Genomic DNA, 18,085 nt, shown 5'->3' with positions numbered 1-18,085 from the left:
GATGACCACGAGCGCGGCGGGGTTCGACGGCTGGTACGCGGATCGGGCCGGGTCGCCGGTGGCGGACGAGCTGGTCCGGCGAGTGCTCGGCCTGCCGCCGGAGCTGCGCTCCACCAGCCTGCTGGGCGGCGCCGGGCTCGGCGAAGTGGTCACGGCGCTCGGCCTGCGCGAGGACCGGCTTCTGCTGGACCTCGCGTGCGGCCGCGGCGGGTACGGCCTGGAGATCGCGCGGCGCACCGGCTGCCGGGTCCTCGGCGTGGACTTCTCGGCGGTCGCCGTCGAGCAGGCCCACGATCAGGCGCGGGCGATGGATTTGGCTGACCGGGCCGAGTTCCGGGTGGGTGAGCTGACCGCCACCGGCCTGCCCGGCGCGTCCGTGGACGCGGTACTGGTGGTCGACTCGATCCAGTTCGCCGAGCCGACGCTGGACGCGTTGCGGGAGTGCCGCCGGGTGCTGCGTCCCGGCGGGCGCCTGGTCCTCACCTGCTGGGAAGGCGAGGACGGCGCCGGCGAACGGGTGCCGGACCGGTTGCGGCGGCTGGATCTGCGCACGCAGCTGACGCTGGCCGGGTTCGGCGGCGTCGAGGTCACCGGCAAACCGGAGTGGCGCACGGCCGAGAAGGCGCTGTGGCAGGAAGCGCTCACCACCGACGCCGGTGACGATCCCGCGATGCGGTCCATGCGGGACGAGGCGGAGCGGATGCTGGCCATCTTCGGCGAGCTGCGCCGCGTCCTGGCCACAGCGACCGCACCCTGACCGCGGTCAGGCGGGATAGGCCCAGGTTCGATCTCGCACTTCGCCGCTCTCCTTCCGGGTCGGCCGGCGCACCGGGAAGCGCCGGTCGCCCCGGACGGTAGGGCCTCGCCCTTTCCGTTCGCTTTCATCGCGGGGAAACCGGGCGCGGATCAGGGCTGCCAGGCCGGATCGCGGCCGAGGAACGCCATCAGCCTGTCCTGCGCGGGTGCGTCGGCGGCGACCGGCACCGCTGTCCCGAACTGCCCGCTGTCCCGCAGCACCTGCTCGATCGGTTCCATGCCCGCCAGCGCGGCGGCGCAGCGCTCCTCGCCCAGCTCCGGTTCGCGGCCGAGCGCCTTGGCCAGGTCCCAGGTGTGCATCCAGATGTCCGCGGTGTAGAACCGGTCGATCGCCTCGTCCACCGGCTGGTCACCGGTGTGCGGATTGCGCAGCACCCGCCCGGCGGGATCGTCGAGAATGGCCTGGATGTCGGCCGCGTGCTGCTTCCAGGCCGCCACCGGATCGGCCTCGACGTCCAGTGCGGGCAGCTCGATCCCGGCCCCGGTCAGGAAGCCGCGCGACCACTCCACCAGGTGCTTCACGATGTCGATGGCCGTCCATTCGGCGACCGGGCTGGGCCGCGCCCAGTCGCCGGGTGACGCGGATTCGACCAGTTCGGTGAACCGGGCGGCGTCGTGCGCGTGCTGCCGCGCGGGCCCCTTGGTCTCGGACTTCTCGGACGCCATTGCTCAGATCCCCTTCGCGAGCAGCTCGTCGAGCTTCGCGTAACCCTCGTTGACGCCGACCTCCATGCCGCTGGCCAGCATGCCGTCGCGGGTCTCGAAGTCCTTGACCACGCTCACGATCTTCAGCCGCGTGCGCCCGCCGCCGAGTTCCTCGAAGGTCAGCGTCTCCAGCGCGACACCGTCCGGCTCGCCTTCGTAGGTGAAGGTCCACACGATCCGCTCGTTCGGGCGCACTTCGTGGAAGCTGCCGAAGAAGGAGGCGATCTCCTCGCCGTCACGATCGTTGGCGAAGGCCCACGCGCCGCCCGTGCGGGCGTCCCATCTGGTGATCCTCGTGCTCACCGACCGCGGCCCGATCCACTTCGCGTACAGCTCGGGATCGACGTGGGCGCGGAACACGTGCTCCGGCGCGGCGTCGAACTCGCGGACGATCTCGATCGTCGGCACCTTCGGGTCCGCGTTGATCTCGGTTTCCTGCTTGCTCATGATGCGTCCTCCTCGGGAATGCGCGCCGAATCCCCGGCGCCGGTCATGGTGGCCAGCAGCGCGTCGAGGCGCCGATAACGCTCCTCTGCCTGCCGGCGGTACCGCTCGATCCACTTCGTCATCAGGTCGAACACGGCCGCGTCCAGGTGGACCGGGCGGCGCTGCGCGTCCCGGCTCCTGGTCACCAGCCCGGCCTCCTCGAGCACCTTCACGTGCTTCGAGATGGCCTGCATGCTCATGTCGTACGGCTCGGCCAGTTCGCCAACGGTCGCGTCCGCGGCGGCCAGGCGAGCCACCAGGTCGCGCCGGGTCGGGTCGGCCAGTGCCGCGAACACCCGGTTGAGCCGTTCAACGTCGTCCATCGCCCGTCCTCAACTCGTTGGTTGAACAAGAAGCTAGGACACGGTCCCGTCGTTGTCAACCAATCAGTTGAGAACGCTGCTCAGCGCTTCCGCTGGATGCGGATGTCGCGCAGGTCGGTGACCGCGACGGTGAGGTCCCGGTACGGCAGCTCGTGTGCGTCCAGTGCGGCGATCGCCCGCTGCTTCGCGGTGCGGTCGTCGTCATCGGGGCGCGCCGGGACCTGGCAGCGGAAGGTGAACACGGTCGCGTTCGCGTCGTGGGTGAACGTGCCGGTCTCACTGAACATCAGCTCCCCCGCGTGCTCGGCGAGCCGCGCGCACTGCTCGGCGGTCAGGTCGCCGAACTTGCCGCGGATCGTCACGCGGAACACTTCCCTGGTCATGCTTCCTCCATCCGGGCGGCATAGGTGAGCACCCGCTCGCCGAGCAGGTCTTCGATCGCGTCGAGCAGGGACAGCGCGGCCTCGGCGATCAGCGCCGGGTCCTCACCGGCCACGGTCCGCCTGCCGATTTCGCCGAACACCACGCTGTGGCACCAGCCGAGCTGCCCGGCGACCAGTCGCGGCACCGGATCCCCTTCCGCCGCACCGGTTTCCGCGGCGAGCAGCTCGGCGAGCCGGTCCACCATCCGCCCGCTGAGGTCTTCCAGTCGGGCGGCCAGCGTGGGCGCGGCGAGCATCATCGCCAGCACCCGCCCGAACCCGTCGGTCAGGCCGACCGCCCGGTCCCGCCGCCGCACTTCCGCCCGCAATCGCCCGAGCACCGCCACCGCCGCCGACTCCCCCGGCGCGCGGCCGCGCACGATGTCCGCCAGCCGGTCCGGCGACGCCTCCTCCGGCGGCAGCGCCAGGTCCTCCTTGGTGGCGAAGTAGTTGTAGACGGTGTTCACCGAGACGTCGGCGGCATCGGCCACCTCGGCGATCGTCACCTGGTCGAAGCCGCGTTCGACGAACAGCCCGAGCGCGACCTCGGCGATCCGCCGCCGGGTCAACCGTTTCTTGCGTTCCCGCAAGCCTTCACTCATGGCCAATATTAGAGCACATAGTAATTTTGGAGTCGACTTCATTATTTCGCCGCCACTACCCTCGGGCCATGCGGATCTTTGTCACGGGCGCGACCGGGGCCGTCGGCAGGTACGCGGTGCCCGCGCTCCTCGAAGCCGGACACGAGGTGACCGCACTGGCGCGCACGCCGGACAAGGCGGCGGGCCTCACCGCGCGGGGTGCCACCGCGGTCACGGTGTCCCTGTTCGACCGCGCGGCACTCGCGGCCGCGTTCGACGGGCACGACGCGGTGGCCAATCTCGCCTCGGCCATCCCGCCGATGACCCGGTTCCTCAGCAACCGGGCGTGGGCGGACTGCGCCAAGGTGCGGACCGAGGGCTCGGCCGCGGTGGCCGGCGCGGCGCTCGACGCCGGGGTCGGCCACCTGGTCCAGGAGTCGGTGAGCATGCTCTACCGCGACCACGGCACGCGCTGGATCAGCGAGGACCACCCGGTCGACCGGTATCCCATCGCCAGGACGAACCTCGCCGCCGAGGCCAGCGCCCACGGCTTCACCGAGTCCGGCGGCACCGGCGTCGTGCTGCGGTTCGGCTGGTTCTACGGACCGGGCGCGGCGCACGCCGAGCAGCTGTTCGCGCAGGCCCGGCACCACATCGCCGCGCAGCTCGGGCCGTCCGGCGGCTATGTGTCGTCCATCCACGTGGCCGACGCGGGGCGGGCCGTCGCCGCCGCACTGCACGCGCCCGCGGGCACCTACAACGTGGTCGACGACGAACCGCTGACCAAGCGCGAATACGCCGATGCGCTCGCCGAAGCCGCGGGCGCCCGCGCCTGGTTCCGCGGACCGGGGCGGGCCGCGCTGCTGCTCGGCGACCGGCTGACCTCGCTCACCCGGTCCCTCCGCGTGGCGAACACGAAGTTCCGCGAAGCCACCGGCTGGGCGCCGGAGTTCCCCAGCGCCCGCGAGGGCTGGCGGGCCACCGCCGCCGCGCTCAGCCGATGAGTTCGACGTCGAGCGCCTTCAGGTGATCGACGTCGGCACGCACCTCGATGGCCGCGATCCGGGCGCCGACCATGGTGAAGTTCAGGACCAGGCGTGTGCGGCCGCGTGGCGCCACGACCGCGCCGACGGACCCGTCGATGACCGCGACCTGCGCGCGCTTCGCCACCCCGAGGAACGCCTTCGCCACCTCGTCCGCGCCGAGCAGCTCGGCCTTCGCGCCCATGTGCACGGCGCGCTGGTCGGCGCGCAGCACCACGTCCGGGTCGAGCATCGACAGCAGCGCGCCGAAGTCGCCTGCCCGCGACGCGATGAGAAAGGCGTCCACGATCTCGCGCTTGCGCGAGTGGTCCTGCTCGGGCACGGGCGCGCCCCGGACGCGGCGGCGGGCGCGGCTGGCGAGCTGCCGGGCGGCGGCCGGGGTGCGGTCCACGATCGGCGCGATCTCGTCGAACGGCACGGCGAACAGGTCGTGCAGCACAAAAGCGAGGCGTTCGGCGGGGGTGAGCGTGTCGAGCACGACGAGCAGCGCCAGCCCGACCGAGTCGGCTTCGACCGCCTCCTGCTCGGGACCGCGTTCGCGAACCTCGGCCGGTTCCGCGTGCTCCAGCGGCTCCTCGCGCCGGGACCTGCGTGACTGGAGGTGGTTCAGGCAGACCCTGGCGACCACCGTGGTCAGCCAGCCCGCCAGGTTCTCCACCCCGTCGCCGCCGGCGCGGCTGAGGCGCACCCACGCTTCCTGCACCGCGTCCTCGGCCTCGGCGCGCGAGCCGAGCATGCGGTGGGCCACCGCGGTCAGGTGCGCGCGGTGCTCTTCGAACCGCCGCGCCAGGAAGTCTGCGTCGCCCATCGGCCATCCTCCGTTCGTTCACCAGGATGACCGGCGAACGCGCCCGGATGTGACAGCGCGGCGGGCCGGTATCGCGGAAGTATGCTGCCGCGGTGACCGACGCACTGGAACAGTACCGGCTGCTCATCGCCGACGTGTACGAGCTGGCCGGGATTTCCCGGCGCACCAGTGAGGACATCGCGCGCGAGGCGGGGCAGACCGCGGCCAGGTGGCATGTGCTCAGCGTGCTCTCGGACGGCCCGCGCACGGTACCGAACGCGGCGCGGCGCCTGGGGCTGACGCCGCAGAGCGTGCAGCGGGTGGTCAGCGACCTGCTCGCGACGGACCTGGTCGAGGCCAGGCCCAACCCGGACCACGCACGCTCCCCCCTGATCACCCTCACCGACGACGGCCGGGCCACGCTGGAGCGCCTTTTCGAACGCTCGGACGCCTCGCGGGCGCGCCTGCTGGCCAGGGCGGGAACCAGCGCCGAAGAACTACGCACGGCGGGAGAAACCTTGCGGCGCTTGCTCGACGCGCTGCGCACACCCGCCTGACCCGCCGCGGCGCCTCGTCACTGGGTCCCGCGGGGCCGCCGGGTGGGTGGCCGCGCGCTATGAATGTGGCTTTCATTGCGCCACACGAACCGGGCGCAGCTCCGTTGAGGGTGGGCCCCGCTCGGGGACATCGTTGCGCTGGTGGGGGCAGGTGCCGCCAGGGGCCAAGGTGTCACGAATGTGGCTTTCGAGACGCCAAACGTCTCGAAAGCCACATTCGTGACATCGGACCAACCCACCGGAAGGGCAGTCGGGTCAGGGGTAGTGCTGCACGAGTTCGTAGTGTTGTGAGTGCTCGTCGAAGCGGGTGAGCAGGGCGCGGGCTTCCGGGGGCACGACCGCGCCGGTGAGGTCGTCGCCGGCGAAGGTGCGGACGGCGGCCCAGTCGTCGAAGGTCATCGTGGTGACGAACTCGGTCAAGCCGTCCACAGAGGACTCATCAGGCTCGCGCCGCAGCACGGAAAGCTCCCGCAGCCCGGGAATGCCCCGGCGCAGGATGCCGGGCGCGATCTCCGTGGTGAGCAGTTCCTCGTAGGCGGCGGCCCGCGTCCCGGCCGCCCAGCCGTGCCAAACCCGCAGGATCATGACCGCCAGCGTAGCTACACGGCCCTGTCAAAACAACAGCATCCTGTCAAACTCGCCGGACGGTGAGGACCGCGTCCGGAACCAAGGCCGCGTATTCGCGGGCGACCTCTCCGTCGGCGGCGCCGCCGAAGACCACCAGGTGCCGGGCACCGGCCGCCGCGTAGGTCCGCCACAGTGCGGCGAAGTTGCGCAGGCTGAGCTGGCGGTCCCCGTTCCAGCCGATGTCGTTGAGGTCGATGTAGGCCGCCGTGATGCCTTTGGTGAACAACTCGCGGTAGATCGCCCACGCCTCGGCCGACTGCCCGCGCTCGGCGGGGTTGTACAGCCAGGTCATCTCGGTCATCGCGCGAAGCCCGTCCGGTCGAGCACCAGCGCGGCCGAGTCCGTTGTGGACAGCCGCGTGGTGTCGAGGGTGAAGTCGGCAAAATCCGTGCGGTCCAGCGTCGCGGCCTCCTCCAGGCACAGCTCGACCAGCTCGGTGAACCGGCCCCGGCCGAGGAACCGCGCCTTGTGCACCCCCGGATCGGCACGCAGGCGGCACAGGGTCAGCACCGCGCCGTCGAGCCGCGCGCGGTACAACTCCAGGTCCCCGGCGGTGACCAGGTTGCCGGACACCACCAGCCCGCGCGCACCGGCGTCACGAAAATGCGGCCACAGCGCGCCGAGATTGGCGGACTTGACCCGGTGGTTGCCCGGGTCGTCGTCGGGCGCCGGGTAGCACAGGCCGATCTGGTCGGTGTCGAGATGCGCGAACTCGGGGCGCCTGCGCACGATCTCGCGCGCCAGCGTGGTCTTGCCCGCCGCGGGCGGCCCGTACAGCCAGAGGATCGGGTACCCGCTCACGCCCGCCTCGCGATCGTGATGATCTCGGGCGCGGTGGCGGTCAGCGGGCCGCCGTCCCAGTCGCCGTACTGCCGCTCGACGACGAACCCGGCCTCGGTGAGCAGCGCACGCAGGCGGTCGTTGTCCACGAACCGCAGGGTGCTCCGGCTGTACCTCGGCGACGGCCACGCGGTGCTGGTGTAGGTGGTGGTGAAGGTGACCAGTTCCCCCTCGACGCGATCGACTTCGTGCGACATGGTGACCTTCGCGCCGCCGAAGTCGACCTCGCGCGCGTGTTCAGGCGTCCACCGTTCCCAGGCACGCGCCGCCGGATTCCGTGTCTCGAAGGCGAACCGCCCGTTCTCCGCCAGTGCCGTGTGGACGGTGGCCAGCGCGCTCCGCAGCTCGTTGTCGGTGAGCAGCACCTGAAACGCGTGCCCGGTCATCACCGCCAGCTCGAACTCGGCGCGCCATCTCACCGTACCCAGGCCCCCGAGCACCCATTCGACATCGCCGCGTCTCCTGGCCAGCGCCAGCATGCCGGGTGCCGGGTCGAGGCCGCACAATCGGCCGGTGTGCCCGGCCTCGCGTGCCCGGTGCAGCAGTTGCCCGGTGCCGCAGCCGATGTCGAGCACGGAACCGGCGGCCATGATCAGCCGCTGGTGGAAGGCGAAGTCACCGCGCTCGTCCGACGGATGCAGCACGTCGTAGAGCGCGGCGAGTTCGTGGTCCGCGAACTGGTGATCAACCACGCGGCCACCCTGCCAGGCCGGGCCCGGCGAGAGCCAGCTATTTACGCGGTGTCGGCGTAGACGATGCCGCGGCCGTTCGTGCCGACGTACACCCGCCCGTAGATGCGCGGGTCGCCCGTGACCGCCTCCCCCGCGTTGCCGTACTGGTGCGCGTTGTCGTTGATCCGCACCCAGCTCGCGCCGGTGTCGTCGGACCGGTAGAAGCCGTTCTCCCGCACCAGGTACAGCGCCGGATACGACTTGCCCGGCGCCGCCTTGCCGAAGCCGACGTTGACCGCACTGTCCACTCCGGACAGTTTGGTCACGGTGGCGCCGGAGTCGGTGGAGCGGAACAGCCCGCCCGCACCGGCCAGCCACAGGTCGCCCTCGCGCCCGGGCACGGCGTGGAACTTGCTCGCGTCCACCGTGGCGGCGGCGGTGAAGTTCGCGCCGCCGTCGGTGCTCACGTAGAGCCGCCCACCGGCCAGGCCGTAGAACTTCATCGGGTTCACCCGGTCCGACTCCACCACCGCACCGGCCGGGATGCCCGACGACGGCGTCCAGGAGTTGCCGAACCCGGCCGAATAGTGCACGGCCGCGCCCTGCGGGCTCCAGACGAACCGGCTGCCGTTCGCCGCCGCGGCCACCGTGCCGCCGCCGGTCACCCCGCCGGGTTCACTGGCCGGCCACCAATTCGCCCCGCCGTCGGTGGAGAACGCCACGCGCGGCGCCTGCCCCGCGTTGCCGGTGCGCACCATCGTGCCCGGTGCCAGCTCGGCGTAGTCCAGGCTGGTGGTCGAGGTGAACACCGGGCCGGTGAACAACATCGGCGGCACCTCGGCCAGGTCGTCGTGGCGGAAGCCGCCGATGTCCCCGAGCCCGCTGACCAGCGGTGGCCCGGCCGGCGGGCTGATCAGGTCCAGCACCGCGGTCTCCTCCAGGCCGCCCGCGGTGGGTTCGAGCCGGATCTTCTCGCCGCGGTCCCACGCGGTGAGGTTCTTCGTACCGTAGATCGTGGCGCCCGTACCGTACATCATCCGGTCGGAGTCGAACGGGTCGATCTCCAGCGATTCGGTCATCCAGCCCAGTTTCGGGGCCGTCTCCGGCGGCGCCGGGTTCGCGCCGAAGGTGAGCCACGGTGCCGCGGAGATGTCCATTTCGTACCGCAGGGTCCGCTCGGGATAGTTGCCCCAGTCCCAGATCCGCGTCCAGGTCGCGCCGCCGTCGGTGCTGCGGAAGAGGATGATGTCCGGCCACCACGAGATCTGCGTGGCCACCATCAGCGTGCCCGGCCGCTGCCGGTCCACGCTCAGCCCGCTGTAGCCGAAGTAGTTGTCGCCGCTGTCCGAAGGCACCGGGCTGATCCGCGTCCAGGCGCCGGTCGCGGTGTCGAACTTCCACACGTCGCCCTTGCCGCCGTCATACGGGCCGCCCTTGTCGTTGGTGGCCAGGTAGAGGAAACCGCCCGCCTCGTCCAGCACGCCCTTGTGCGCCAGGTACCCGGTCGGCTGCCCGGCGAGCCGCTGCCAGGTCGCGCCCGCGTCGGTGCTGCGGTAGACGGTGTTGTCCTTGTCCGCCACACCCACGTAGATCGTCCTGCTCGGGCTGCCGGCGCTGCCGGACCGCGAATCGTAGGTCACCCAGACCACGCCCTGGTTGTCGTTGGCGTAGCCGTTGGGGTCCGACGGGTTCTCCACGTAGTTGCCCGGGTTCGGGAAGCTCGCCACCTTCGCCCAGGTGATGCCGGAATCCGTGCTGCGCCACAGGCCGTTGCCGCTGGGCGCGCCGAGGTAGAGCACGCGCCCGTCGTTCGGGTCCACGGCCAGCCGCTCCCCCATGCCGCGGCCCGGCATGTTGCCGCCGAGCTTGAACGGCAGCTCACTCACCTGCCACGTGGTACCGCGGTCGGACGAGCGCAGGATCGCGCCGTTGTTCGGGTCCCAGCTGTTGGTGTACATGCCCGCCGCGGCGTAGACGCGGTTCGCGTTCTTCGGATCCGGCGCGATGCTGACCACACCGTTGTAGCCCCAGTTGTCCCAGCCGACCCAGTCCAGCAGCGGGATCCAGCGGCCGGTCGCCTGGTTCCACCGGTACGCGCCGCCGATGTCGGTCCGCGCGTAGATCAGGTCCTTCTCGGCCGGGCTGAACACGATGCCCGGCACAAAACCGCCACCGGCGATCTCCACGTTGCGCCAGGTCGCGGGCGCGGGCGCGGCGGCCGGGGAGGTGACGGTGGAAACGATCAGCAGTACCACGGCGAGCAGCCATCTCATGGCTCTACTCCAGGTTCCGGGGCGCGGCGGGGCCACCGCGCCGTCTTGTCGGCTACCAGCGTTCTCCCAGGCTGATCCCGGTGGTGCTGCCCGCGCCGCCGAGCGGCACGTCGTGGTCCAGCCCGACGAACTTGCCACCGTGCTGCCAGAGCGCGGGCTTGAGCAGCGCGTACTTGGTCTCGTCCCAGGTGGTCCAGTCGTCCCGCAGCAGGCCGCCGGTGTCACCGGAGTTCGGGTTGAGGCACCAGAACGTCTGGTGCAGGCCGTTTTCGGCGATCAGGTCACGCAGTGCGGTCATCCACCTGTCCTGCCGCGGGTCCTGTCCGAGCCGCCCGCCCCATTCGCCGACCAGCAGCGGGGCGGTGCCGTCCTCGTGCAGGTAGAGCCAGTTCGGGCGCCAGACGTCGGTGGTCAGCGTGGTCTTGTCGAACTCCTTCTTGAACCACGGCTGGTCGAACACCAGCGGGCCGTAGTCGTGTGGTGAGTAGACCAGCTGGTCCTGCCCGGCACCGAGGTTCACCGGGTGTTCGGCCACGCCGCGCAGGTTCCCGCCCCACCAGGTGGAGTGGTAGTCGGTGCCGGTGACCGAGCTCCAGTTCTTGCCTGCCTTCGGGTAGATCTCGGTGCCCTCGCAGAGGATCAGCACTTCCGGATTGATCGCGAGAATGCGCTTGCCCGCGGTTTCGCAGGTGTGCTTGAAGTTGTCCTGGTCGGCCGAACCGTCCCATTTGGCCCGTGGGCTGGCCGACGCGGTGCCGTGTGGTTCGTTCTTGACGTCCATCGCGATGATGGTGTCGTCGTTCTGGTACCGCGCGGTGACCCATTCCCAGCCCTGGTAGAACAGCTCCGGGGTGATGGAACCCTTCCACCACACCGGGTGCACGTGGCCGGAGTTGTCCGCTTCGGCGCTGTGCACGTCGAGCATCACCTTGAGGCCGTACTTCTCGCACAGCGCCAGCCAGTGGTCGAACACCTCGAGGGTGGTCTTGCCGGCCAGTTCCGGGTTCACCCAGGTGTTGATCGCGCTGGGCACGCTCGCCTGCCCGGCCTTCCACTCCAGCAGCAGCTGCGTGGAGATCGGCACGCGGACCAGGTTGATGCCGCGCTGCGCCATCGATCGGGTGACCTGCTCGACGTTGACGCTCCACAGTCCGTGGAACACGCGCTCGCCGGCGTTGAAACCGAACCAGTTGGCGCCGGTGAGCCACACCTGGTTGCCTTCGGCGTCGACGATCCGGTTGCCCTGCGTGTGGAGCCAGTCGCTGGTGGCCGCGGCAGCGGGTGGCGGCGCCTGCCCGGGGGGCACCACCGCGGCGGCGAACAGCAGCAGGACAGCGGCCAGCAGTTTCCGCACCGGAACTCCTCACAGCGATGGGAGCGCTCCCAGGTCTGTTCCGGACAGTAGCCAGCCCGCCACGGCGGTGTAAAGAGCGGGGACTAGGCCGTTGGGATGATTCCGGCCGGGTTCACCTAAGCCGCGGGACCGCTGCTACCGCGGGTGACCAGCATCGGCGGTGAAGTGCGTTCGTCGCCGACCGTCTCGCCTTCGACCGTCCGGCGGAGCAGCGACGCGGCCAGCGCCCCGAACTCCGCGATGGGCCGGCGGATCGCGCTCAGCGCGGGCCGGACCAGGCGGCACAGCACCGAATCGTCCCAGGCCACCAGGGAAACGTCGCCCGGCACCGAGATCCCGAGTTCGTGCGCGACCCCGAGCGCGGCCACGGCCATCACGTCGTTGTCGAAGACCAGCGCGCTCGGCGGGCGACGCGAGACCAGCACGCGCCGCGCCGCGCTCGCACCCGCTTCGTCGGAGTAGTCGGTGTGCACCACTTCCGCGCTCTCGAACCCCAGCCGCCGCGCCGCCTTTTCGAACGCCTCCGACCGCACGCGGGTGTGCATGAACTCGCGCGGCCCGGCCACGCGGACGATCCGGCGGTGCCCGAGCGCGGCCAGGTACTCCAGCACCTCGTCGATCGCGGCCTCGTCGTCGATCCACGCGCACGGCAGGCCGGGACGACCGAGCGGGCCGCCCAGCACCACGGCGGGCAGGCCCAGCGCGGCGACCGCGTCGAGCCGCGCGTCGTCGTCACGCAGGTCGATCAGCAGCACGCCGTCCACCCGGCGCTCGGCGTGCCAGCGCCGGTAGATCTCCACCTCGGTGTCGTGGTTCGGCGACACCTGAAGCACCAGCGAGGCCGGGCCCGCCCCGAGTTCGTCCTGGATGCCGGCGATCAGCCGGATGAGGAACGGCTCGGCGTCCAGCGTCTCCGCCGGGCGGTCGATCACCAGCCCGAGCGCGCCCGCCCGGCCGTCGGACAGCGCGCGGGCCGCGGTGCTCGGCGCCCAGCCCAGTTCCGCGGCGATGCCGGTGATCCGGCTGCGGGTGGCGGCCGAGACCCCGGGGCGGTTGTTCAGCGCGTAGGACACCGCGCCCTTCGACACGCCCGCCGCCTTGGCGATGTCGGCGATGGTGGGACGTTTCACGCGGACCTCCCCCGCTGGACGGCCCGCAGTCTACCAACGAAGCTTACCCGGTTAAGTAGCCGCGTTCGTTGACTGAATCGACTCCATCTGCCTAGGTTGTCGGGCGGGGGCACCACCGGATCTCCACGTCGCTGAACCAGTTCAGCTGCCCGTCCTTGTGTCCGGAGAGGACCGCACGATGGCCAACCTACGGTTTCCGCCCGGCTTCACCTGGGGTGCGTCCACCTCGGCCTACCAGATCGAAGGCGCCGGGCCGCCGGGTGCGCGCGGGACGTCGATCTGGGACACCTTCGCCACCCTCCCCGGCCGCGTCCGCGACGGCGACACCGCGGACCTCGCCTGCGACCACTACCACCGCTACCTCGAGGACGTGCAACTGCTCGAAGCGCTCGGCACCGGCGCCTACCGGTTCTCGGTGTCCTGGTCGCGCCTGCAGCACGCCGGGCGCGGGCCGCTCGACCAGCGCGGCATGGACTTCTACTCGCGGCTGGTGGACAGCCTGCTCGACCGCGGCATCGAACCGTGGGTGACGCTCTACCACGCGGATCTGCCGCAGCCGCTGGAGGACGCGGGCGGCTGGCCGTCGCGGGACACCGCGTCGCGGTTCGCCGATTTCGCCGCGGCCGTGCACCACTTCCTCGCCGGACGCGTCAGCCGGTTCATCACGGTGAACGAGCCGTGGTGCTCGGCCATCCTCGGTTACGCGAGCGGCGACCACGCGCCGGGCCGCACGGAACCGGCCGCCGCGCTGCGAGCCGCGCACCACCTGCTGCTCGGGCACGGCATGGCACTGGACGCGCTCCGCTCGATCGCCACGGTCCAGGCCGGGATCACGCTGAACGTATCGCCCGTCACCGCGGCCACCGGGAACCCGGACGACATCGACACCGCCCGCCGGGTCGACGGGCTGACCAACCGGCTGTTCCTCGATCCCGTGCTACGCGGCGAATATCCCGACGACGTACGGACGGATCTGGCGCGGATCTCCGATTTCGGCTTCGCCGCCGACGGCGATCTGGCGCTGATCAGCGCGCCGATGGACTTCCTCGGCATCAACTACTACGCGCCGCAAACGGTGTACGGCACACCGGACGCGCCGCCGATCGACGGGCCGTCGCGTTATCCCGGACTGCGCAGGCTCGGTTTCCACCACACCGAGCGGCGCACGAGCATGGGCTGGAGCGTCGAAGGCGCCGGGCTCACCCGCGTGCTCGCCGGGCTGACCGAGGACTACCCGGCGATTCCGCTCTACATCACCGAAAACGGCGCCGCCTACGAGGACGAGGTGTCCGGCGGGCAGGTGCTCGACCACGACCGGATCGCCTATCTCGACGAGCACCTGCGAGCCGCGCACGCGGCCATCACCGCCGGTGCCGACCTGCGCGGGTACTTCGTGTGGTCCCTATTGGACAACTTCGAATGGGACAAGGGCTATTCGAAGCGCTTCGGCCTGGTCCACGTCGATTTCGCCAGCCAGGAACGGATTCCGAAGCTGAGCGCCAAGTGGTACCGCGACGTGGTGCGGGCACACGGCCTGCCCGATTGACCTCTACAATACTGGAGGTCCTACCGTCGGCGGCATGAACGCGCTGATCGTGGTGGACATGCAGAACCTGTTCGTGGACCTGGCCGGAGCGGACGGACCGGCGGTGGTCGCCGCCGTCAACCGGCACGTGGCCGAGGCCGTCGAACGCGGTGATCCGGTCTTCTACACGCGCGACTACGCGCCGATCGATCTGCCGGTAGGCGATCCCGAAGGCAGCACCAGCCTCCACCCGGACCTCGACGTGCGGGGCACGGTGGTGGAGAAGGGCCCTGGCAAGCGCGGCGGGTTCTCCGGTTTCCTGCTCGCCCCGGTGCTCGAGCCACAGCAGGGCCACGGCGGTGGCGGGCTGGGCCCGCTGGCCGGGCTGCTCGCCGGTACCGGGGCCCGGTCGGTCACCGTGGTGGGCATCGCCACCGACATCTGCGTGGCGGCGACCGCGCGGGATGCCGTGCGACTCGGCTACGACGTGACCGTCCCGCTCGAAGCCACCGCGTACGCGAACCCGGTGACCGGCGGCGAGCACCCCGTGCTCGGGGAGTTGCGCGCCGCCGGGGTCACCGTGCTCGACCGGGAGAACTTCAGCCGGTGAAGTTCACGTCGCTGCAGAAGTAGTACGACTGGTCCAGGTGGCTGGCCTGCCAGATGGTGTAGACGATGTGCCTGCCGCTGCGCGAGCCGGCGTCCACGTCGATCACCGTGTTGGTGGCGGGCGCGGTCTTGCCGACCTCCTTCACCAGCTCCAGGTCACCCCAGCCCAGCGGCTCGGTGAGCGGGTCGAAGCCCTGCTTGGTGATGTACACGCGGTAGTAGTCGCCGCCGTGCAGCGCCTGGTCGTGCACGGTGACCGAGAAGTCGTTCGGCTTGTCCGCCGCCGTCCAGTCACCGACCGCGTCCAGCGCGTCGTACCGGCCACCCTCGGCGTGACCGCCGCTGCACAGCGTGCCGTCCGGGATGTTGCCCTGGTGGTCGCCGTTGAGGTTCTCCCGGTACAGCCCGTTCCAGTTCCACATGGCGTTCGGATTGGCCTGCCAGGCCTGCCAGCACATCGGGTCCTCGGTGGCCATGGCCGGGTTCTGGAAGTCGTCGCCCCAGCGGTCCCAGCAGCCGTAGTTGCGGGACGGCGGGTCGGTGGCCGAGCCGTGCGCGGCGGCGACGCCCGCCGCACCGGCCAGCAGCAGTGCCGTGGCGGAAGCCAGTGCCGCGGCGCGAAATCGGGTGGACACGCTTTCTCCTTCCGGCGGGGACGGGGCCGGCCGGTCGCTGGTGGACCGGCCGGCCCCCGGTGCCGTCACAGCGGCGGGTAGGCGTTCTGCATCAGCTGCTGGAACTGCGCGGAGAACCAGTGCCCGGACAGCGGCGCGTCCGGCAGCGCGCCGGACTTGTTGTAGTTGTTCAGCGCGTTGCCCCCGTAGTTGGGGTCGCACATCTGGTCGAAGCCCTTGCCCTCGTTGTTCGGGATCTCCTTGCTGGCACCGTCGGACTCACCCGGCGGCTTCATCCACACGTAGGCGTCGATGCCCGCGGCCGGAGCCGCGGTCGGCCGCTCGCCGAGACCGGCACCGGACTGGTTGCACCAGTTGCCGATGTGGATGCGGCGGTCGTAGCGGCCACCTTCGACGTAGGTGTCCACAGTGGTCTTCGGGCCGGGACCGGCGGGCCGCGCGGTGCCGCCCCAGCCGTTGCGCGAGGTGTCGATCAGCATGCCGACGTCCGACGGGAAGCCGACCTTGACCAGTTCCTGGCGGAACGCCTGCGCGAAGGAGAGCTCGTCGACGTACCAGTTCCAGTCGACCCACTTCGACTGGCGCACGGTGGTGCCGTTCACCGTGTCGTTGACGGTGAAGTTGTTCTCCTTGAGCGCCGAGTAGTTCGCCGTGTTCGTGATGAACCCGTGCACGTTCGCCGGCGTGCTGCCCTCGGCCTTGGCCGCCTCGAGGAACTGCAGCGCGGAGGCGTTGAAGTTGTTGTCCCAGCCGATCCAGCCGTGGTGGGCCGAGTCGATGTAGTTGTAGACGTTCGGCACCGCGCCGAGCTTGTTCAGCGCGTAGCCGACCCCCTTGACGTAACCGCCGTTCTGCTTCATCTGGTCGCACTTCGGCATGGCCGTCGGGCGGCCGCTGACGTTCGTCACCAGGTTCGGCAGCGAGTCGACCTCGATCGTGGTCACGATGCGCAGGTTGGCGTACTTGGCATCGGACAGGATCGAGGCGATCGGGTCGATGAACTCGGTCTTGTAGCGCGGCAGCTCGTCCGGCTTCAGCTCACCGTTGGAGGCCAGCGCCGCGCAGTCGCGGCCGGGCAGGTTGTAGACCACCAGCTGGACCACCAGCGGCTGCCCGCCGGACTGCTCGACCGCGGCGTCGAGGTGGTCGCGCAGGCCCATGCCGCCGTTGACGCCCTCGATCGCGGCGATCCGGTCGAGCCAGACACCGGTCGGCTGGTTGGCGATCCGGCTGCCGCCGGGTTCGGCGTTGGCCTTGGCCGCCCATTCGGGGTTCACGTACACCTTGGCGCCGGCGTAGGGATTGTCCACCCGGGGCGCCGGGGCCTGCTCGGCTCCCGCCGACGCACCCCCGACCCCGGTGAGCAACGAGACCGACGCGACCGAAACCGCCGCGGCGAGACCACGAAGCAGCCGTTTGGCGGGCGTGCCTCTAGCGAAGGCAGAACGCATGATGACTCCTTTGTCATGATCTTCAGGGAGAGCCTGGGAACGCTCCCAGAACCAGGACTCTAACCCGGGCGGGCCTGGCTCCGGAAGCCCTTTGGCCTAAACTAGGCCAGGCGAGGGAATTTCCCACCGGCGTTCGCATTCCCATTCCACGCACGAGTTCCCCGGTCGCGAATGCGGCAGGCGAATCGCGACCGGGGAACCAACGGTGGCCGGGTCAGCCGGTGGCCAATTCGTAGGCCCGCTGCGGGACGAACTGGCCGGCCGGCGCGATGCAGCCGTCGGCCTCACCGGGCAGCTTGACCCACAGGAACGCGGCGATCTGGGCGTCCCCGGTTTCGGTGGTGCTCGGCGTGCCGATGGCGCGTCCCGGCGGATCACACCATTCACTGCCGGCGGGCCCGTTGCCGTTGCGGGAAGTGTCGATCACCGCGCGCAGGCGGCCGTCGCCGACCGCGCCGAGAACGGACTTCGCGAAATTGATCTCGTCCGCACTGGTGCGGTAGTTCGACACATTCGTGGAAATCCCGTCGGCACTCCCGGAAATGTCCGCGGCTTTCAGTCGCGCGGCCGCTTCACCGGGCGAAAGCCACGCCGAATGCCCGATGTCGAAGTAGACCTTCGCCTGCGCGGAACCCGCTTTCAGCTTCTTCCCGGCATAAGCCATCGACGCGCTGGTCTCGGCCTGCTGCGCCGGGGTCTGGCAGTTGGTCATCAACGGCAGCACGTCCGGTTCCAGCACGATCGCCGCCGGACGGCCGGCCAGCCCGGCCGCCACCTCGTCGACCCACTGCCGGTAAGCCGGGTGCGACGGCGCACCGCCACCACTCGCGCCGCCGCAGTCCCGGTTCGGCACGTTGTAGACCACCAGGATGGGGACCTTGCCCGCCGCCGCTGCCGCGCCGACGAAACCGTCCACCTGGGACCGCACCGTGCCCGTGTTGGTGGTGGTGAACCACCGCGCCTGGGGAACGCTCGCGATCCGGTCCCGGATGACCGGCGTTCTGGAATCACCGGGATTGGCCGCCACCCACTGGGCCGCGTTGGTCGCCGGGTCCACATAGAACGCTGATTCGGCCGCGTGGCCGGAGCCACCGGGCACCGCCACCGCGAGGGCGCACACCACCGCGCCCGCCGCGGCGAACCGCTTGCTGATCACCATCCGTACCTCCGAGTACATCGGCGGATTCTGGATGGGAGCGCTCCCAAAGCCGTCTCAGTGTGGCGCTCGTCGCGCGCGGTGTCAAGCCGGG

The 18,085-nt window shown here is 70.6% G+C and carries 21 protein-coding genes; 5 read left to right on the top strand and 16 right to left on the bottom strand.

Annotated elements, in window-relative coordinates; all coding sequences use genetic code 11:
- Position 1 precedes the first annotated feature (1 nt).
- Positions 2–757, top strand: coding sequence for a class I SAM-dependent methyltransferase (locus A4R43_RS06655; protein ID WP_113691508.1), 756 nt, complete (start codon positions 2–4; stop codon positions 755–757).
- Positions 758–906: 149 nt separating this feature from the next.
- Here the strand turns inward: A4R43_RS06655 and A4R43_RS06650 are convergent, their stop codons facing one another.
- The 5 genes from A4R43_RS06650 to A4R43_RS06630 form a co-directional block, all read right to left on the bottom strand.
- Positions 907–1,482, bottom strand: a complete 576-nt coding sequence (locus tag A4R43_RS06650; RefSeq protein WP_113691507.1) for a TIGR03086 family metal-binding protein — start codon at positions 1,480–1,482, stop codon at positions 907–909.
- A 3-nt stretch (positions 1,483–1,485) separates the two neighbouring features.
- Positions 1,486–1,968, bottom strand: a complete 483-nt coding sequence (locus A4R43_RS06645; RefSeq protein WP_113691506.1) for an SRPBCC family protein — start codon at positions 1,966–1,968, stop codon at positions 1,486–1,488.
- Positions 1,965–2,330 (bottom strand): ArsR/SmtB family transcription factor, encoded by a 366-nt coding sequence (locus A4R43_RS06640; protein WP_113691505.1) that lies wholly within the window; start codon positions 2,328–2,330, stop codon positions 1,965–1,967. The genes A4R43_RS06645 and A4R43_RS06640 overlap by 4 nt, the downstream gene beginning before the upstream one ends.
- An 80-nt stretch (positions 2,331–2,410) precedes the next feature.
- Positions 2,411–2,713, bottom strand: coding sequence for a DUF6204 family protein (locus tag A4R43_RS06635; RefSeq protein ID WP_113691504.1), 303 nt, complete (start codon positions 2,711–2,713; stop codon positions 2,411–2,413).
- Positions 2,710–3,354, bottom strand: a complete 645-nt coding sequence (locus A4R43_RS06630; protein ID WP_113691503.1) for a TetR/AcrR family transcriptional regulator — start codon at positions 3,352–3,354, stop codon at positions 2,710–2,712. The genes A4R43_RS06635 and A4R43_RS06630 overlap by 4 nt, the downstream gene beginning before the upstream one ends.
- Before the next feature lie 68 nt (positions 3,355–3,422).
- On the opposite strand from A4R43_RS06630, the gene A4R43_RS06625 reads away from it, so the two are divergent.
- Positions 3,423–4,337: an NAD-dependent epimerase/dehydratase family protein gene (locus tag A4R43_RS06625; RefSeq protein WP_113691502.1), complete on the top strand. Its 915-nt coding sequence runs from the start codon at positions 3,423–3,425 to the stop codon at positions 4,335–4,337.
- Here the strand turns inward: A4R43_RS06625 and A4R43_RS06620 are convergent.
- On the bottom strand, positions 4,327–5,184 hold the full coding sequence (locus tag A4R43_RS06620; protein WP_113691501.1) for a sigma-70 family RNA polymerase sigma factor: 858 nt from the start codon (positions 5,182–5,184) through the stop codon (positions 4,327–4,329). The genes A4R43_RS06625 and A4R43_RS06620 overlap by 11 nt on opposite strands.
- A gap of 92 nt (positions 5,185–5,276) precedes the next feature.
- On the opposite strand from A4R43_RS06620, the gene A4R43_RS06615 reads away from it, so the two are divergent.
- Complete coding sequence (locus A4R43_RS06615) at positions 5,277–5,720, top strand: MarR family winged helix-turn-helix transcriptional regulator (RefSeq protein WP_205215259.1); 444 nt, start codon at positions 5,277–5,279, stop codon at positions 5,718–5,720.
- Positions 5,721–5,975: 255 nt separating this feature from the next.
- On the opposite strand, the gene A4R43_RS06610 is transcribed toward A4R43_RS06615, so the two are convergent.
- The 7 genes from A4R43_RS06610 to A4R43_RS06580 all read right to left on the bottom strand — a co-directional run bounded on the left by A4R43_RS06610 (position 5,976) and on the right by A4R43_RS06580 (position 12,615).
- On the bottom strand, positions 5,976–6,305 hold the full coding sequence (locus A4R43_RS06610; protein WP_113691500.1) for an antibiotic biosynthesis monooxygenase: 330 nt from the start codon (positions 6,303–6,305) through the stop codon (positions 5,976–5,978).
- 46 nt (positions 6,306–6,351) lie between these two features.
- The gene (locus A4R43_RS06605) at positions 6,352–6,648 is read right to left on the bottom strand and encodes a hypothetical protein (protein ID WP_113691499.1); all 297 of its coding nucleotides are present in this window, start codon (positions 6,646–6,648) and stop codon (positions 6,352–6,354) included.
- The gene (locus A4R43_RS06600) at positions 6,645–7,148 is read right to left on the bottom strand and encodes a P-loop nucleotide/nucleoside kinase family protein (RefSeq protein ID WP_113691498.1); all 504 of its coding nucleotides are present in this window, start codon (positions 7,146–7,148) and stop codon (positions 6,645–6,647) included. Before A4R43_RS06600 ends, A4R43_RS06605 begins: the two co-directional genes overlap by 4 nt.
- Entirely contained in the window at positions 7,145–7,879 is a 735-nt protein-coding gene (locus tag A4R43_RS06595; RefSeq protein WP_113691497.1) for a class I SAM-dependent methyltransferase, read from the bottom strand. The genes A4R43_RS06600 and A4R43_RS06595 overlap by 4 nt, the downstream gene beginning before the upstream one ends.
- Positions 7,880–7,920: 41 nt before the next feature.
- On the bottom strand, positions 7,921–10,131 hold the full coding sequence (locus tag A4R43_RS06590; RefSeq protein ID WP_205215258.1) for a beta propeller repeat protein: 2,211 nt from the start codon (positions 10,129–10,131) through the stop codon (positions 7,921–7,923).
- 52 nt (positions 10,132–10,183) lie between these two features.
- The gene (locus A4R43_RS06585; protein WP_205215257.1) at positions 10,184–11,485 is read right to left on the bottom strand and encodes a glycoside hydrolase family 5 protein; all 1,302 of its coding nucleotides are present in this window, start codon (positions 11,483–11,485) and stop codon (positions 10,184–10,186) included.
- Positions 11,486–11,601: 116 nt separating this feature from the next.
- Entirely contained in the window at positions 11,602–12,615 is a 1,014-nt protein-coding gene (locus A4R43_RS06580; protein WP_113691496.1) for a LacI family DNA-binding transcriptional regulator, read from the bottom strand.
- Between the two features lie 178 nt (positions 12,616–12,793).
- On the opposite strand from A4R43_RS06580, the gene A4R43_RS06575 reads away from it, so the two are divergent.
- Together A4R43_RS06575 and A4R43_RS06570 are read left to right on the top strand one after the other, a co-directional pair.
- On the top strand, positions 12,794–14,161 hold the full coding sequence (locus tag A4R43_RS06575; RefSeq protein WP_113691495.1) for a GH1 family beta-glucosidase: 1,368 nt from the start codon (positions 12,794–12,796) through the stop codon (positions 14,159–14,161).
- 34 nt (positions 14,162–14,195) lie between these two features.
- Positions 14,196–14,750, top strand: a complete 555-nt coding sequence (locus tag A4R43_RS06570) for a cysteine hydrolase family protein (RefSeq protein ID WP_113691494.1) — start codon at positions 14,196–14,198, stop codon at positions 14,748–14,750.
- Here A4R43_RS06570 and A4R43_RS06565 read toward each other — a convergent pair.
- The 3 genes from A4R43_RS06565 to A4R43_RS06555 all read right to left on the bottom strand — a co-directional run bounded on the left by A4R43_RS06565 (position 14,740) and on the right by A4R43_RS06555 (position 18,012).
- A complete protein-coding gene (locus A4R43_RS06565) occupies positions 14,740–15,384 on the bottom strand; it encodes a lytic polysaccharide monooxygenase auxiliary activity family 9 protein (protein WP_113691493.1) in 645 nt (214 codons plus the stop codon). The two genes, A4R43_RS06570 and A4R43_RS06565, sit on opposite strands and share 11 nt — an antisense overlap.
- Before the next feature lie 65 nt (positions 15,385–15,449).
- On the bottom strand, positions 15,450–16,835 hold the full coding sequence (locus A4R43_RS06560; protein WP_113691492.1) for a glycoside hydrolase family 6 protein: 1,386 nt from the start codon (positions 16,833–16,835) through the stop codon (positions 15,450–15,452).
- Between the two features lie 214 nt (positions 16,836–17,049).
- On the bottom strand, positions 17,050–18,012 hold the full coding sequence (locus tag A4R43_RS06555; protein WP_236808805.1) for a glycoside hydrolase family 6 protein: 963 nt from the start codon (positions 18,010–18,012) through the stop codon (positions 17,050–17,052).
- Between the last annotated feature and the right edge of the window lie 73 nt (positions 18,013–18,085).

Origin of the sequence: Amycolatopsis albispora (assembly GCF_003312875.1) — a bacterium.
In the GTDB taxonomy this organism is placed as follows: Bacteria; Actinomycetota; Actinomycetes; order Mycobacteriales; family Pseudonocardiaceae; genus Amycolatopsis; species Amycolatopsis albispora.
This window is presented reverse-complemented; position numbering and strand designations above follow the sequence as displayed.